The organism is Affinibrenneria salicis (assembly GCF_008710095.1).
This window is the reverse complement of sequence record NZ_VYKJ01000007.1, coordinates 48,885-64,531: the sequence shown is the minus strand read 5'-3', so window position 1 is coordinate 64,531 and position 15,647 is coordinate 48,885. Positions and strand designations below refer to the sequence as shown.

Genomic DNA, 15,647 nt, shown 5'->3' with positions numbered 1-15,647 from the left:
TTACCGGCGATAACAAGCAGCCGCGCCGGCGTTATTCCCGTTTCAGACGGTTGCTGTTCGCCAGGTATAGCGTTACGACCAGCAGCAAAATCGAAGCGGAATAAATCAACGTATCAATCGGACTTTTGTGATCAACAATGATCAGTCGAATAATCGCGGTGATGCCGATATAGATAAAATAGCGCAGAGGAAAGTGATAACCTGACTGAAAGTATTTCACAATCAATGCGATAAATTCGAAGTACAGAAAATAGATGACGATGCCTTCAATCAGTTCGTACGACGACTCCTGTTCACTGGCGTGCAGCAAAACCTGCGCCAGATGAAAGGTCTCCTTCCCCAGAAACACCACCAATATCGTGCTCAGCAACATCAACCCGATGTTCAGTATCGTTTGCAGACATTTTGCCACTATCATGGCGCGCGTTGACCCTGCCATATCCTTTCCCTCTTTTCCAGTTATACCCGTCATACATCAGATTGCAGACGCGCTGACGGCGCCAGCCAGCCCTCAGCCGAGAACCGGCGTGTCGCCTTGTTCAACACGACAATGCGTTGCGCTGCATCCCGAATAATTGAAGGTATGTAACCCAGTGACAGCTCAGACTCCGGACTTACAACCGGAAAACATAACCTGCGGCGCCGCGCCATCCGCATACAATGCGGCATGCCGATCCGGCGCAGGGCGAAACCTGCGCGGGAACGTCTCCCGCGCCGCCCAGCGTCAGGTTTTAACGGACGGTAGTATAGCCTTCCGACGCTATTTTTATCATGACATCAATACCTTTTGCCACCGATGATGAATATCATACGTCGGAACCCGCGCAGCAACGCCCATAGCTTACGCCAGTCTACGCCCCGCTTGTTTCATTTTTCTCTTTGCGATATACCCGCACTCCGCCACAAAACGATGCGCCGCCGATATTTTGCCGCGCAAAATGGCATTTAGCGGCAATCGCATCTATTGTTTCTTCTGATCGTCAGGATTTAATCCATCCTGTTTTAACGGCTTCAATCATCGCTTTTTCATTACGCCGTAACCATCTTTCACCTGTCATCCTGGAGCAGACGCCCGGTTCGCCGTGGCCATAGCCCCGGAATAACAAGCGCAATCACCTGAGACGGCGATAAGGAAAAGCCAAACCGGGAGTTAATCATGACTGATATTGCACAGTTATTAGGTAAGGAAGCGGAAGATCTGTTGCAACACCGCTGTACCACTATCCCTGTCGAAAACCTCTACCTGCCGGGCGCCGACTTCGTCGATCGCGTTATGATCGATAACAATCGCCCCAACAGCGTGCTGCGTTCGATGCAGACGCTGTTCAACCACGGCCGACTGGCCGGCACCGGCTATCTGTCGATTTTGCCGGTCGATCAGGGCGTCGAACACTCCGCCGGCGCCTCTTTCGCCGCCAACCCGCTCTATTTCGATCCGAAAAACATCGTTGAGCTGGCGATCGAGGCGGGCTGTAACTGCGTGGCGTCCACCTACGGCGTGCTGGCCGCGGTTTCGCGCCGCTATGCGCACAAAATACCGTTTCTGGTCAAACTCAACCACAACGAAACCCTGAGCTACCCGACCCAGTATGATCAGACGCTATACGCCAGCGTCGAGCAGGCGTTCAATCTGGGAGCCGTCGCCGTAGGCGCCACCATTTATTTCGGATCAGAGCAGTCGCGCCGCCAGATCGAAGAGATCTCCGCCGCCTTCGAACGCGCGCATGAATTGGGCATGGTCACCGTACTCTGGGCCTATCTGCGCAACCCGGCGTTCAAAAAAGACGGGGTCGACTACCACGCCAGCGCCGATCTCACCGGCCAGGCCAACCATATCGCCGCCACCATCGGCGCCGATATCGTGAAGCAGAAAATGGCGGAAAACAACGGCGGCTATCGCGCCGTCAAATTCGGCTATACCGACGATCGCGTCTACGACAAGCTGACCACCGATCATCCTATCGACCTGGTGCGTTACCAGTTGGCTAACTGTTACATGGGGCGCGCCGGGCTAATCAATTCCGGCGGCGCCGCCGGCGATAACGACCTGCAGCAATCCGTGCGCACCGCGGTAATCAATAAGCGCGCCGGCGGTATGGGTCTGATCCTCGGTCGCAAAGCGTTCAAAAAATCCATGCGCGATGGGGTGGCGCTGATCAACGCCGTACAGGATACCTATCTCGATAACAGTATCACGATCGCGTAATTCGCCGGAATGCTCCGGCATACTTACGCTGGCGCCCTCGTGTCCGCATGGCGGGACGGCGCCGTTATCCCCGCCCCGGACGCACCGCGCCGTAAGCGAGGTCGATCGGGCCGCGCGCCACACCGTCGCCACGTGTCGTTTCCCCATACCAGGGCAGCGCGCCGCGCTGCCGCATTCATCTTTACTTGCCCGTGGGTTCACCACCAGGCATGGAAATGATGCACCGGGCCAATCCCCTGCCCCACTTCCAGCGTGTCGGCCTGCTCAAGCGCTTTTTGCAGATAATGTTTCGCCGCGGCGATCGTCGCCGGCCAGTCGGCATGACGCGGCCGCAGGGCCGCCAGCGCGGCGGAAAGCGTGCAGCCGGTGCCGTGGGTATGTCGGGTCGCGACGCGCGCGGCGGTAAAGCGCTGCGGCGTCTGGTGCGGACAGAACAGCCAGTCCGGGCTTTCGCCGGCGCTCAGATGGCCGCCTTTCATCAGCACCGCCCGACAGCCCAGCGCCAGCAGCGCCTGCCCCTGCTCCAGCATCTGCCGCTCATCGCGCGCCGGCGCGCAGTCCAGCAACGCGGCCGCCTCCGGCAGATTAGGGGTAATCAGAGAAACCTGCGGCAACAGCAGTCGACGGATCGACTCCACCGCCTCCGGCGCCAGCAGCGGGTCGCCGCTTTTCGCCAGCATCACCGTATCCAGTACGACCCAGGGCACCGCATAGCGTCGCAGACGCTGGGCCACCGCCGCGACAATATCCGCGCTGGCCAGCATCCCTATTTTCGCACTGTCGATACGCACGTCGCTCAGCACCGAATCCAGCTGCGCGGCGACGAAGTCCGGCTCAATGCGGTACACCGACTGTACGCCGCGGGTGTTTTGCGCCACCAGCGCGGTAATCACGCTGGCGCCGTAAGCGCCCAGCGCGGAAAACGTTTTCAGATCGGCCTGAATGCCGGCCCCGCCGCTCGGATCGGTGCCGGCGATAGTCAGCGCATTAATGCGTTTCATACCCATTCCTCCGCGCGCTGCTGGTATAGCGAATCGAGAAAGGCCGGGATAAAACTGCCGGGACCGCCCGCCTGGCGCGCCGCCAGTTCACCGGCGCGCGACATCACCCGGCAGGCGCTGGCTACATGCTGCAGCCGGTCGCCGTCAAGCGCGCAGAAGGCGGCCACCACCGCCGACAACGCGCAGCCGGTGCCGACCACCCGCGTCATCAACCTATCGCCGCCGGGCACCGCCCACGCGCGCTCGCCGTCAGTGACGTAATCCACCGCGCCGGTGACGGCGACGATCGCTCCGCTGCGCCGGGCCAGCTCGCGCGCCGCCGGCAACGCCGCCAGCGAGTCGTCCCGGCTGTCCACCCCGCGGCCGCGCGACGTCTCGCCGCTGAGCGCCATAATTTCCGACGCGTTGCCGCGGATCGCCGCCGGCCTCAGCGTCAGCAGTCGACGGGCAAACCCGGTTCGATAAGTCAGGCCGCCCACCGCAACCGGGTCAAGCACCCAGGGCGTGCCGGCCGGAAGCGCATGCTCAATGGCCGCCAGCATCGCCTCGGCGCGGCCGGCCTCCAGCGTACCGATATTGATCAGCAGCGCATCCGCCAACGCGCTAAACTGCGCCGCCTCTTCCGGCGCGATCACCATGGCGGGAGAGGCGCCCAGCGCCAGAAGAACATTCGCGGTAAAGGACTGCACCACGTCATTAGTCAGGCAGTGCACCAGCGGCGCGCGTTGATGGAAATGAGATAAAGAATCCGCCACATCGGCAGTGGGCAGATTGACAGGTCGAGTATTCATAAGTCTCCCAACCGGCAATCAGGAAGGCGGTAACCGGTTGGGATACCGTGGACTTCCCTACGCTGGCATTATCCAGTTCAGGTAATACGGGTATATCTCAGCCCACGCTTATGCGCAGGCACCCCGAGTCGTCATAACAATGATGTTGCCCTCTGGCGGCAGACGCCGCCAGAGGGCGTTGTACAAGTATCGCCAACAAAAAAAAGAACCACAATCTCTTTTGTCGCCGCCGGGCGGCGGCAGCGGATATTGGCGATAAAAGCGGCGCCTGCGCGCGGGCGGATTCACGGACGCGGCGCCTCATCACGCCCGGTTGCCGCGCTGACCTATTCCGCGCGTTCGCTATTCACTGGCCGGCTTAACCACTTTCAGGCGTAGCGGATAAATATTATCACTCATACCGCACATGGACGGTTGGGAGGGATAGATTATATTGATTTTATATTTTCCCGACGTTGTCGCTATACCCGAGAGTTTAACCCAGAGTTTATATTCTTCATCATCGGGGAGTTTCACTCTTTCCTCCCTCTGATACTGTTTATTCTGCGCCGCGTTTTTTATTTCTTTTTCATCTTTCACCCTTCGATATGCCTCATTCAGGTCGAGCCATTCGTCGTTCTTATTCTTGACTAGCAGAGTAAGCGAAAATCCCGGCGGGACACGCTCCTTGTCATAAGAATAATGTTCGAATCCATAAAACTGTCCCAACTCCACCAGCTCACTGTAAGGTTGAGACACGGTCGCATCAGGAAATTCAGTCGTGGGATATTTATTAGAAGGGTTAATGATTATCCCGCCGACACATATAACGCCCCAAAGCATTTCGGCACAGCCCGTCAGGGACAGGCATAAACCTATGGCCATCAAAAACTTAGCGGGTCGGTATCTAAACATAACTGAATATCCCTATACATGTCATACTTCAAGCCGCCGGCGCGCCGGCGTTGTTGCCTTCCCCATTCCCGGACCTCGTTCATCAGGGACCAACGCCCAGGATTGTACAAAACGATAATGTTTTATCCTGCACATAGAATTATCTGGAATGACGATGATGACTGAAGTCTGCTGGCGGCCAGGCGACGGCAAACGTAACCTGATGTATAGCAAGGGTAAGGCAGACGGAGTTTTACTATAGTGAGACTAAAACTGTCAACGCCGATTTAGTCTCCGGAGAAACAGGGTCCGATGTTAACCCTGTATCAGGGGGTGACTCAGCCATAGCCCCAATAACACGGGGGGCAGGACGGCGCGACGCAACGACAAATTCGTCGGCAACGAATTTGTCCAGCCAATGGCGGACCTTCGCTGAGAGACAGAATGTCTCGCATTAATCCCCGGCAGCAGCTTACCGCAGTAATTGACTGGGGTGAGCGACAAATCTGCCGGCAGCATATTTGAACGCCGCGGGCGGCGGTCCGGCAAGAGCGAACCCCATGGAAGGAACGAGTAACAAAGCCAACGCACCTGCAACTGAAGCTATGCAGGGTATACATGGAAAGAAAAACATGATGAAAAATATCCTGCCGTTTTATCGCCTCGCCGTCAGCGGCGGAGGACGACGTCAGAACGGGCGATATCGGTGACGATTTTCGTCCCGCGGCAAAACCTCGCCGCAATAGCACAAACGCACCACAACTGAACATTATTATTGCCATGCACCATTAACGAACGTCCAGGCGTGACGTATTGGTGCAACGGCCCGATTCGGCAAACGGCGCAGAGAATGCGATCACGCCTGAGATGATGTCGCCTGTGTTTAAAATCGACTGAATATCTCCCGACCTTATTTTCCCGCAACCTGCGTTACTTTCCGCCGCCCAAAAGATATGAATGCATAAATAACGCATAAATATTCAAATCAATATGTTGTTTTTTCTGGCTAAAATAAATAATGATTAATTTTATGCATGTATGGCACGATTACTGCTCTCTACTTCTGTCGGCAAAAAACATAATCAGCGCAGCATCAAATCGCAGGTTTTCTCTCTTGCTTGCGTTGCCGCCGAGCCAGTAACGAAACAGAACAAGATCATGCAACGTTTTCAACACTGTCGCCGCGGCCCGCCCGAAATACCGGTCAATGAGGCGCTCTGTTTACGAGAGTTAATGAAATGAAAGGTGAAAAAATGAACTGGAAAATCACATTACTGGCAAGCCTGCTCGCCTGTAGCGGCCTGGTCGGCGCCGCGCAGCAGCAGACTCTGAAGATCGGCACCAATAGCGGCTACGCGCCTTTTGAGATAAAAAACAGCGACGGTACGCTGGCCGGACTCGACATCGATATCGGCAATGAACTGTGCAAACGACTCAGCGCCCGCTGCATTTGGGTCGATACCGCTTTCGACGGACTGATTCCTTCACTACAGGCCAATAAAATCGATCTGATCAATTCCTCAATGAACATTACCGAAAAACGCCAGCAGTCCATCGCCTTCACCAAACCGATCTACGTGGTGCCGATTCAGATGGTCGCCAGAAAAGACGCCGGCCTGCAGCCGACGGCGCAAAGCCTGAAGGGCAAAAGCGTTGGCGTGTTACAGGGCTCGTCGCAGGCCGATTTCGCGCTGCAACACTGGGCTAAGTCAGGCGTCAACGTGGTTGCCTATCCGGAGCAAGACCAGATCTTTATGGATTTATACGTCGGGCGTCTCGATGCCGCGCTGCAGGAGACCCAGTCGGCCCAGGATGCTTTTCTCAACCAGCCTCAGGGACGCGACTTCGGCTTCGCCGGCGATCCGGTGACCGACCCGGTGACGCTGGGACAAGGCACCGGCATCGGTATGCGTAAAAAAGACGACGCGCTGCTGCTGCAGGTCAATCAGGCGCTGGACGGCATGAAAGCGGACGGAACGCTGGAAACACTATCGAAACGCTATTTCGCCCGCGATATCACCGCCCGCTAAAATTAATCCTTGCGCGCTGAGCGCGCGGCAGCGGTTTATCCCGGCATCACATGCGATAAGCCGGGTTCGCCGAGGCTCAATGGATAAATCGGCGATATCGCTTGTCTGAACAGGCAAAACGTATGCCTTGCGATCATCAACAGAGGAATTTATGTCGGAGCAAACGATAACCGCCTATAACCAGGTACGTGAGAAGATTATTGCCCAGGACAGACGTTTCGGCGCCCGCGCGGGAAAACTCTGTTTTGCCGGCGCCGACGTTGAGGCGCTGGCGAAAAAGTACGGTACGCCGCTCTACGTATTTTCCGAACAGGAGATCATCGCCAATATCCGGGAAATTCAGCAGGCCTTTATTTCCCATGCCGATACAAAAATATGTTTCGCCTCTAAAGCCTGCTCCGTCATGAGCATATTGCAGAGCGTGCGCCAGACGGGTATCTGCGCCGAAGCCAACTCGGTCTATGAAATACGCAAGTGCCTGCAGGCCGGTTTTAGCGGCGATCAGATCGTCTATAACGGCGTCGTTAAAAAACCGCAGGAGCTGGAATTCGCGATCGAACACGAGCTGTATCTGATCAATATCGATAGCCTGTACGAACTGGAGCAAATTGACGCCATTTCGCGCCGGCTGCAGAAAACGGCCAACGTTTGTATTCGCCTTGAGCCCAATGTGCCGTCGGCCACTCACCCCGAATTGGTTACCGCGTTCCACGCCAAATCCGGTCTGGACCTGGAGCAGGCGGAAGACGCCTGCCGCCGCGTTCTGGCCATGCCCTGGGTCCGGCTGCGCGGCCTGCATATGCACGTCGGCGATCAGGTGCCAGAAGTGGAGCCCTTCGCCAAAGCCACCCGCGTATTAGTGGATGAGGCCCGCCGTCTGGAGCAAGTGCTGGGCATCCGCTTTGAGGTCATCAACGTCGGCGGCGGCATTCCGGTGCCTTACAAGTACGATGAAGAGAATGGCGACCCGCTGCAAGACAACATGTACGCCGGCATTACCGCCCAGGATTTTGCCGACGCCGTGGTGAGCGAAGTGCATAAATGGCGCGCGGATATCCAAATCTGTATTGAGCCGGGGCGTAAAGTAGTCGGTTCCGCGGCGGTTTTACTGGCCGAGATCTGTTGTGAAAAACAGAAGACCCACTATGACGTCGACGGCAATGTCGAACGCCGCGTCGAATGGAAGTTCGTCGACGCCGGCTACAGCATTCTGCCCGACAGCCAGCATTTTAACTGGTTCTATTATGTCTATAACGCCTCGCGCATCAATGAACGACACGAGCGTTACGTCAAACTGGCCGGCCCGCTATGCGACGGCGGAGATTACTTCCATATCGGCGTGAAAGAGGAAGATTTTCTATTGCCGCACGACACGCAAATCGGCGATATCGCCGCCTTCCTCGATACCGGCGCCTACAGCATCGAAAGCCAGACGGTGTATAACAACCGCCCGCGTACGGCGGTAGTGATGATCGATCAACAGGGAGATGAACGATTGATCCGCCGGGAAGACAGCTATGAGGATTTGCTCAGCTACGATATTTACTAAGCGCGCGGCAGGGCGGCGGCAGGATAACCGCCGCCCTGCGGCATCAATCAATCGCGCTATTCAGCCGGCAGCGATGCGCGCGGCGATTCTGACCAGACTCAGATCGCTGCCGCGCGGCCCAATCAGCGAAATGCCGAGCGGCGCCCCCTCTTTTTGCGCCAGCGGCAGATTAATCTGCGGCACGCCGCACAGCACGGCGATCGCCAACAGGTGATGAGATAACCGGCGCGTCTCTTCGATATCGGCGTCATTGGCGTTCAACAACGGCGCAATATCCGGCACCGTGGGCAACACCAGGATACGATTGCCCGCCAGCGCCCGCCACGCGGCGCTAAATCGTTCGCGCACCGCGCAACTGCTGAAATACTGCTCGTCGGTCACCCGTTCGCTCCAGGCGAAACGCCCGGCGACGTCCGGCCCCAGCACAAACCCATGGCGCCGAATGTTCTCCCCCTGCGCCAGCCAGGCCTCGCGACCCTGAATAAAACGGAAGGCCCAGTAGGCCTCTTCCAGCGAAGGGAGCGGCGCGGACAGCGACCGCAGATCGCCGGCGACGGCCGTAATCTGTTGCAGCGCCGGCAACAACGCCGCCTGCGAGGCCGCGGGCAGCAAAGCGAACAGCGCGTCGCAGATCGCCCATTCCGGCCGGGCGGGCAACGGCGCGTCGTCTTCGCCCAACAGGCATTCGCCGACCTGAGCGAACAAGGCCGCGTCGCGGGTAAAATAGCCCGCCGTATCCATACTCGGACACAGCGGCTGGCAGTCCTGCAGCGAAATTCGTCCGTGGCTGGGGCGCAATCCGTACAGACCGCAATAACTTGCCGGCGTGCGCACCGAACCGCCGGTATCCGTCCCGAGAGCGAAATCGCACAAACGGTTAGACACCGCCGACGCCGAACCCGATGACGATCCGCCGGGAATGCGATCGGGCGCCGCGCCGTTGCGCGGAGTGCCGTAATGCATATTTTTACCGCTCATGGAAAACGCCATCTCATTGGTGTGGGTCTTTCCCGCCAGCGCCGCACCGGCGTCCAGCAGGCGCTGCACCGTCGGCGCCGTATGCTGTTTTATCCCCGACATGGCGAGCACATGAGGGTTGCCGCCGCCGGTCGGGTAACCGACGATGTCGAACAAATCTTTTACCCCGAAAGTAAAACCGGCCAGCGGACCGCGCGGCGCGTGTTCAACCGCCGCCGGCGGATAGGGCATAAAAGCGAAAGCATTATCCTGCATGATTATTCCTTACCTTCATGACACCGGATCGCTAAGGCGATCGGCCATCCAGTGGTGACAACGAATCTGATGCCCGTCGGCCACATTCTGCGACGCCGGCAGCTGGCTGCGGCACACATCGCTGGCGCGCGGACAACGGGGAGAAAAAGCGCAGCCGTCAGGCAGGCGGGTCAGGTCCGGCGGTGAACCGGGAATGCTGACCAGCCTTTCCCCTTTGGTCAGCCCGCCTTTCGGCCGGGTGCTCAGCAGTACCTGGGTGTAAGGATGGCGCGGATTATCCAACAGTTCCTGCAGCGGCGCCTGCTCGACGATGCGCCCGCCGTACATCACCGCCACCCGGTCGGCCACTTCGACCGCCGCGCCGATATCGTGCGTAACGAAGACGATTGACAGCCCGAGATCCTGTTGCAGCTCGCGCAGCAGGATCAGTATCTGGATCTGTACCGTCGCATCCAGCGCGGTGGTCGGTTCATCGGCCAGCAGCAACTGCGGCTGACAGGACAACGCCAGCGCAATCATCGCGCGCTGGCGCATCCCGCCGGACATCTCATGCGGATAGGCGTCGAGCCGCTGTTCGGGGCTGGGGATTCGCACGCGGCGCAGCGACTCCAGCGCCGCCTGGCGCGCCTCGGCATGAGATAACGGACGATGCTGGCGCAGCGCTTCGATAATCTGCGCGCCGACGGTATAAACCGGATCCATCGCCAGCAGCGGTTCCTGAAAGATCATCGCCGCCACCGGGCCGCGCAGGGCGCGCAGCTGACTGTTCGACAGCGCCATCACGTCCTGACCGTCGATATGAATCTGCCCTTCAATCGTGGTGCTGCGTTCGGGGTGCAGCCGCATCAACGCCCGCAGGGTGACGCTTTTTCCCGAGCCGGACTCGCCGATCAACGCCAGCACCTCGCCGCGCGCTACCGTCAAATTCACGCCGTTCACCGCCGAGACGATCTGCTTGCCGCGGCGAAAACGCACCTTAAGATCGCGAACCTCAATCATCGGTTGCTCTGCCATTCAAGCCTCCTTAACAAGGATAATATCGGCGGGACTGTGCGAATGCCCGGCGCCCGGTTCGGTCATCAGGCAGGCGGCGGCATGCCGATGCGCCGTGGCGTACAGACGCGGTTTGCGCTGCCCGCATACCGGCTCCGCATGCGGGCAGCGCGTATGAAAACGACAGCCGGCGGGTGGATCGATCGGGCTGGGCGGATCGCCGCTCAACGGAGAACGCAGCGTACGTTGCGTGGGGTCCATGGACGGCATCGAACTAAGCAACGCGCGGGTATAAGGATGCAGCGCTCCGGAAAACAGCGCCTCAGCCGGCCCGATCTCGACGACCTCGCCCAGATACATCACCATGATGCGATCGGAGAGATAACGCACTACGTGCAGGTCGTGGCTGATAAATACATAGGTCAGGTTCAGACTATCCTTCAGATCCAGCAGCAGGTTGATCACCTGGGCCTCAACGGATTTATCCAGCGCGGAGACCGCCTCGTCCAGGATCACCAAACGCGGATCGACGGCCAGCGCGCGGGCGATATTGACTCGCTGACGTTGGCCGCCGGATAGCTCATGGGCGTAACGGCCGGCAAAACGCGCCGGCTCCAGACCGACCCGCGCCATCAGATCCCGCGCACGGGCCTGCGCCTCCCGCCTGCCGATGCCGTGCACCAGGGGGCCGAACGCCACCGATTGCTCCATAGTCAGGCGCGGATTGAGCGAAGAATAACTATCCTGAAACACCATTTGCACCTGACGTCGGTAGCGGCGCAGCGACATCTGCTGGCTGCCGACGGACTGCCCGTCGAAAATAAGCTCGCCGCTGTCTTGTTCAATCAACTGCATCAACACGCGGGCGGTGGTCGATTTTCCGCAGCCCGACTCGCCCACCACGCCCAGGGTCTCCCCCTTCAGCACCGAGAAATCAATACCGTCCACCGCCCGTACCAGCGCGCGTTTTCCCGGTAATCCTTTTACCGGAAAATGTTTGACCAGTTTCTGCCCGATAAGCAGCGGCTGAGCCGGTCCGCCGATGTCGTGGTTATCCATAAGTCAGCTCCGTATCGCCATGGCCATCCGCAGACGATCGGCCAGAATATTAAAAGAGATCGAGGTAATGAAAATCATCGCGCCGGGCAGCGCGCAAACCCACGGCTGGGTATAGATCGCGGTGCGCAACGTATTCAGCATCAACCCCCACTCCGGTTCCGGCGGGGTAACGCCCAGGCCGAGAAAAGACAGCCCCGAGGCCAAAATCATCGAAACGGAAATCAGACCGGTGGTGAAGACGAAAATCGGCCCGAGCACATTGCCCAGCACCTGAGTGCGGATAATGGTGAACGCGGAAGCGCCGGAGGCGCGCGCCGCCTCAATGTAATCGCGATTGCGCACCTGGGTCGTCACGCTTTCGGCGATGCGCGCCACCTGCGGCACAAACACCAGCGTCAGGGAAATCAGCGCATTGCCCACCCCGGCGCCCATCGCGCCGGACAGCGCGATCGCCAGCAGCACGGAGGGAAAAGCGTAAAAAATATCGACGGTGCGCATAATCACGCTGTTCAGCCAGCCGCCCGCGTAACCGGCGATAATGCCGATCGTCGAACCGATAACAAAGGCGATCGCCACCGGGGTAATGCCCATAAACAACGACAGCCGGCTGCCGAGCAACAGCCGCGACAGCATGTCGCGACCCAGCTCATCGGACCCGAGCGGGAAGCCGTCGGTGCCGATGGGTTTCAGCCGGTTGAACATCGAGGTGGCGTAGGGATCGCCCTGCACGATCCACGGCCCCAGCAGCGCCAGAATCATCAGGCATAAAATCACCAGCCCGACGGTCAGCGCGGAAGGATCGCGCATTACCCGTCCCAGCACGACGCGCCAGTAGCCGGGCGACCTTTCGGTCGGCGTCAGCGCCGGCCCCTCGGCCGGACGAACAAGATTCAGGTTCATAATCAGGCCCTCTTGATGCGCGGATCGAACAGCGTCTGCAGGATATCGACCAGCAAATTAAGCAGGACAAAAAACAGCGCCAGCACCCAGATCGTGCCCTGCAACAGGGGCAAATCGCGCTGAAAAATCGCCGAGTTAAGCAGCAGCCCGGTGCCCGGCCAGGCAAAGACGGTTTCAACCAGAATAGAGCCGCCCATCAGATAACCGATCTGCAATCCCATCACCGCCAGCGCGGTGGGGGCCGCGTTCTTCGCAACGTGGGTAAATAACGCGAACTCGCTGATGCCCTTCGCGCGCAGACCGACAATAAACTCCTGCGCCAGGGTTTCCGCCACCTGCACGCGCACGGTGCGCGCGATAATGCCGGTTGGGATCACGGACAGCGTAATGGCCGGCAATAACATGAATTTCAGATGCTCCCAGTCCCAGGCCCAATCCATCGCCCCCATCGGGCCGCCGCCGGTGGCGGGCAACCAGTTAAGCTGGGAAGAAAAGATGATCACCAACAGCATACCCAGCCAGTAATGCGGCACGCTGACGCCAAAGATGGAAAAGGCGGAGGCGATGCGGTCAATCCAGCTATCCTGAAAATAGCCCGCGACAAAACCAAACAGGCTGCCCAGCACAAAACCGATGAACGACGCCAGCAGGGCGAGACGCAGCGAGTAGTTCACGGCATTCATCACCTCGCTGCTGACCGGCCGGCCGCTGGCGATGGACACGCCCAGGTCGCCCTGCACGGCGTGCCACAGCCAAAGGCCGAACTGCACCGGCAACGGCTTATCGAAGCCATAGGCCTGGATCAACTGCTGGCGCAACGCTTCGGACGCGTCCGGCGGCATCACGGACACCAACGGATCGCCCGGCGTCATGTGCACCAGCATGAAACAAACCAGCGCGACCCCGAGCAGAATCGGCGTCGCCAGCAGCAGGCGGCGGATAATATAAGTAAGCATGACAAACCTCGCACAGCTGAGAAGAAAATCGCGGTCTATCGCCCGGTCTGAAACCGTTCGGGTCGGCGCATGCGCCAGCGCCGGCGTTACCGTCGGTTCATGGCCTCCAGACGCCGCGCCGGCGGCCCGGCCGGCATGAATTCATGACCAACGGATTTCAGACGGCTTTCCGGTCGAAAGGCCGGGCGACGCAGCTAACATCGCGCGCCGCCCGCCGCGAGAAACGTGGCGCAGAGACGCCGCCGCTCAGTTTCCTTTTGCCACCGAGGTGAGATCGATCATCCAGCTCTGCGCCTGAACAACGCCGGTGACCGCGGGCGAAATCGCGCGCGGCGCCATATCATGCGCGACATACAAGAACGGCGTTTCGTCGACCATTTCCTTATGCAATTCGGCGGTGGCGGCATCCAGCGCTTTGGGTTCAAACGTGTTGCGCGCCTTGCTGATCAATTCCTCAATCTTCGGCGTGGTGAAATAGCCCCAGTTGGTGGAGACCGGCGGAAAGGTTTTTTCGCTGGCGAAACGCATCATGCCGAAGAAGGGATCCATCACCGCGGCGCTGACGTTAATCGCATCGGCGCCCTGCGCGGAAGGATCTTTCGCGCCCAGACGCCAGCTGCTGAACAGAGTATTCCACTCCATTACCACGATGTTCACATCGAAGTAGCATTTCTTCAGGCTCTGCTGAATATATTCATTCATCGGCAGCGGCTGCATCTGGCCGGAGCCGGATGCGGAAGTCAGCACTTTCACTTTGACCGGTTTCGCGGCGCTGAAGCCGGCTTCGCTCATCATTTTGCGCGCCGCTTCTTCGTCATAGCGGATCTTAAAGTCGGGGTTGCCATACCACACCGAATCTTTTTCATACGTGCCGGTGGCCTCCTGCATATAGCCGCCCAGGTAGGACTTCAGTTCGCTGCGGTTCAGGCACAGGTTGGCCGCCTGGCGCACGCGTTTGTCCAGCCAGGGAGATCCGGGCACGAAAGAGAACTGCCACGGCCAAATATGCGGCTGGGCATTGGCATAAATCTTAAATCCCCGACTCTGAATCTGCGCCATTGCGTCGGGCGCGGGCGCTTCGATCCAGTCCACCTGCCCGGACAGTAAAGCGGCGGTGCGCGCATTGGCTTCCGGCAGCGGGATCAGCATGACGTGATCCACTTTCGGCACCCGTTTCGGGTTCCAATAGTCGGGGTTTTTATCCAGCATCAGTTGCTGGCGCGGCACCAGCTTATTCATTTTGAACGGCCCCGTGCCGACGGCGTGAAACGCAAACGCCGACCAGGCCTGTTTCGCGCGCTCCGCCGGATCCTTCACCGAGGCCGGCACCGCGTCGAAGTCTTTCTGCCAGGCCGCGGGGGAGACGATAAACAGGTTGGTCAAATTAAACGGCAGAATGGAATCCGGCTCGCTGGTGGTCAGCTCGACGGTCATATCGTCAATCTTGCGCGCGGACCGCAGCGTCGGCATACGGGACGCCGTGTTGCCGATCTGCGCCGGCGCATATTGCGGCGCCTGCTTGTTCAGCACCTTGTCGACGTTCCACACCACCGCATCGGCGTTGAACGGCGAGCCGTCATGAAACTTCACTCCGGGGCGCAGTTTGAAAACCCATTTAGTATGATCCTGCGGTTCCACGTGCCATTCGGTCGCCAACCCGGGAACCAATTCGCTGGGCTTCTCACCCTGGGACAGATCCCACAGCACCAGCGAATCATACAGGGTAATGCCGGTAAAACGGTTGCCCTCATAGCCCTGATCCGGCTGGCCTAAGGTCAGGGGAATATCGGCGGCGGTCATCGCGATACTCAGAGTACCGGCGGCGGAAGCGAAAAACGGCGCCCCTGCGCCGACGGCCAGCGCGCAGGCCAAAGCCAGACGGGCAAAACGAGGAGAATGTCGGTTAGTTTTAGATAACATGTTGGCAGTTCCCTATAGGTTGGCGGAGTCGTTTGTTATCACCAACGCAATGAACGTACCAACTTTGTGGGCAATAGTGCTGTCCCCTCTACAAAGTAGAAATTTTATTCTTTATCAACAGATTACTTTTGTAAAA

At 58.8% G+C, this 15,647-nt stretch carries 13 protein-coding genes and 1 riboswitch; of the genes, 3 read left to right on the top strand and 10 right to left on the bottom strand.

Features of this window, described 5'->3' with window-relative positions; all coding sequences use genetic code 11:
• Positions 1-31: 31 nt before the first annotated feature.
• Positions 32-439: a phosphate-starvation-inducible protein PsiE gene (gene psiE, locus FJU30_RS14445; RefSeq protein WP_150435682.1), complete on the bottom strand. Its 408-nt coding sequence runs from the start codon at positions 437-439 to the stop codon at positions 32-34.
• Between the two features lie 717 nt (positions 440-1,156).
• Between psiE and fbaB the strand changes: the two genes are divergently transcribed.
• Positions 1,157-2,206, top strand: a complete 1,050-nt coding sequence (gene fbaB, locus FJU30_RS14440) for a class I fructose-bisphosphate aldolase (protein WP_150435681.1) — start codon at positions 1,157-1,159, stop codon at positions 2,204-2,206.
• 197 nt (positions 2,207-2,403) lie between these two features.
• Here the strand turns inward: fbaB and thiD are convergent, their stop codons facing one another.
• The 3 genes from thiD to FJU30_RS14425 form a co-directional block, all read right to left on the bottom strand.
• The gene (gene thiD / locus FJU30_RS14435) at positions 2,404-3,207 is read right to left on the bottom strand and encodes a bifunctional hydroxymethylpyrimidine kinase/phosphomethylpyrimidine kinase (protein ID WP_150435680.1); all 804 of its coding nucleotides are present in this window, start codon (positions 3,205-3,207) and stop codon (positions 2,404-2,406) included.
• On the bottom strand, positions 3,204-3,998 hold the full coding sequence (gene thiM / locus FJU30_RS14430) for a hydroxyethylthiazole kinase (protein ID WP_150435679.1): 795 nt from the start codon (positions 3,996-3,998) through the stop codon (positions 3,204-3,206). Before thiM ends, thiD begins: the two co-directional genes overlap by 4 nt.
• A 37-nt stretch (positions 3,999-4,035) precedes the next feature.
• Positions 4,036-4,134: riboswitch (TPP riboswitch) on the bottom strand.
• A gap of 206 nt (positions 4,135-4,340) precedes the next feature.
• A complete protein-coding gene (locus FJU30_RS14425; RefSeq protein ID WP_150435678.1) occupies positions 4,341-4,892 on the bottom strand; it encodes a hypothetical protein in 552 nt (183 codons plus the stop codon).
• A 1,232-nt stretch (positions 4,893-6,124) separates the two neighbouring features.
• Between FJU30_RS14425 and FJU30_RS14420 the strand changes: the two genes are divergently transcribed.
• Both FJU30_RS14420 and lysA read left to right on the top strand, forming a co-directional pair.
• On the top strand, positions 6,125-6,901 hold the full coding sequence (locus FJU30_RS14420) for a transporter substrate-binding domain-containing protein (protein WP_150435677.1): 777 nt from the start codon (positions 6,125-6,127) through the stop codon (positions 6,899-6,901).
• Positions 6,902-7,052: 151 nt separating this feature from the next.
• Complete coding sequence (lysA, locus tag FJU30_RS14415; RefSeq protein ID WP_150435676.1) at positions 7,053-8,450, top strand: diaminopimelate decarboxylase; 1,398 nt, start codon at positions 7,053-7,055, stop codon at positions 8,448-8,450.
• 60 nt (positions 8,451-8,510) lie between these two features.
• Here lysA and FJU30_RS14410 read toward each other — a convergent pair whose 3' ends face one another.
• From FJU30_RS14410 to FJU30_RS14385, 6 genes are all read right to left on the bottom strand, one after another.
• A complete protein-coding gene (locus FJU30_RS14410; protein WP_150435675.1) occupies positions 8,511-9,683 on the bottom strand; it encodes an amidase in 1,173 nt (390 codons plus the stop codon).
• Between the two features lie 15 nt (positions 9,684-9,698).
• Positions 9,699-10,697, bottom strand: a complete 999-nt coding sequence (locus tag FJU30_RS14405) for an ABC transporter ATP-binding protein (RefSeq protein ID WP_150435674.1) — start codon at positions 10,695-10,697, stop codon at positions 9,699-9,701.
• A complete protein-coding gene (locus FJU30_RS14400; protein WP_150435673.1) occupies positions 10,698-11,735 on the bottom strand; it encodes an ABC transporter ATP-binding protein in 1,038 nt (345 codons plus the stop codon).
• 3 nt (positions 11,736-11,738) lie between these two features.
• Complete coding sequence (locus FJU30_RS14395; RefSeq protein WP_223881593.1) at positions 11,739-12,635, bottom strand: ABC transporter permease; 897 nt, start codon at positions 12,633-12,635, stop codon at positions 11,739-11,741.
• A 2-nt stretch (positions 12,636-12,637) separates the two neighbouring features.
• Entirely contained in the window at positions 12,638-13,591 is a 954-nt protein-coding gene (locus tag FJU30_RS14390) for an ABC transporter permease (protein WP_150435672.1), read from the bottom strand.
• Positions 13,592-13,837: 246 nt separating this feature from the next.
• Positions 13,838-15,511 carry an ABC transporter substrate-binding protein gene (locus tag FJU30_RS14385; RefSeq protein WP_150435671.1) on the bottom strand — a complete coding sequence of 558 codons (1,674 nt, stop codon included), beginning with the start codon at positions 15,509-15,511 and terminating at the stop codon, positions 13,838-13,840.
• Positions 15,512-15,647: the final 136 nt, after the last annotated feature.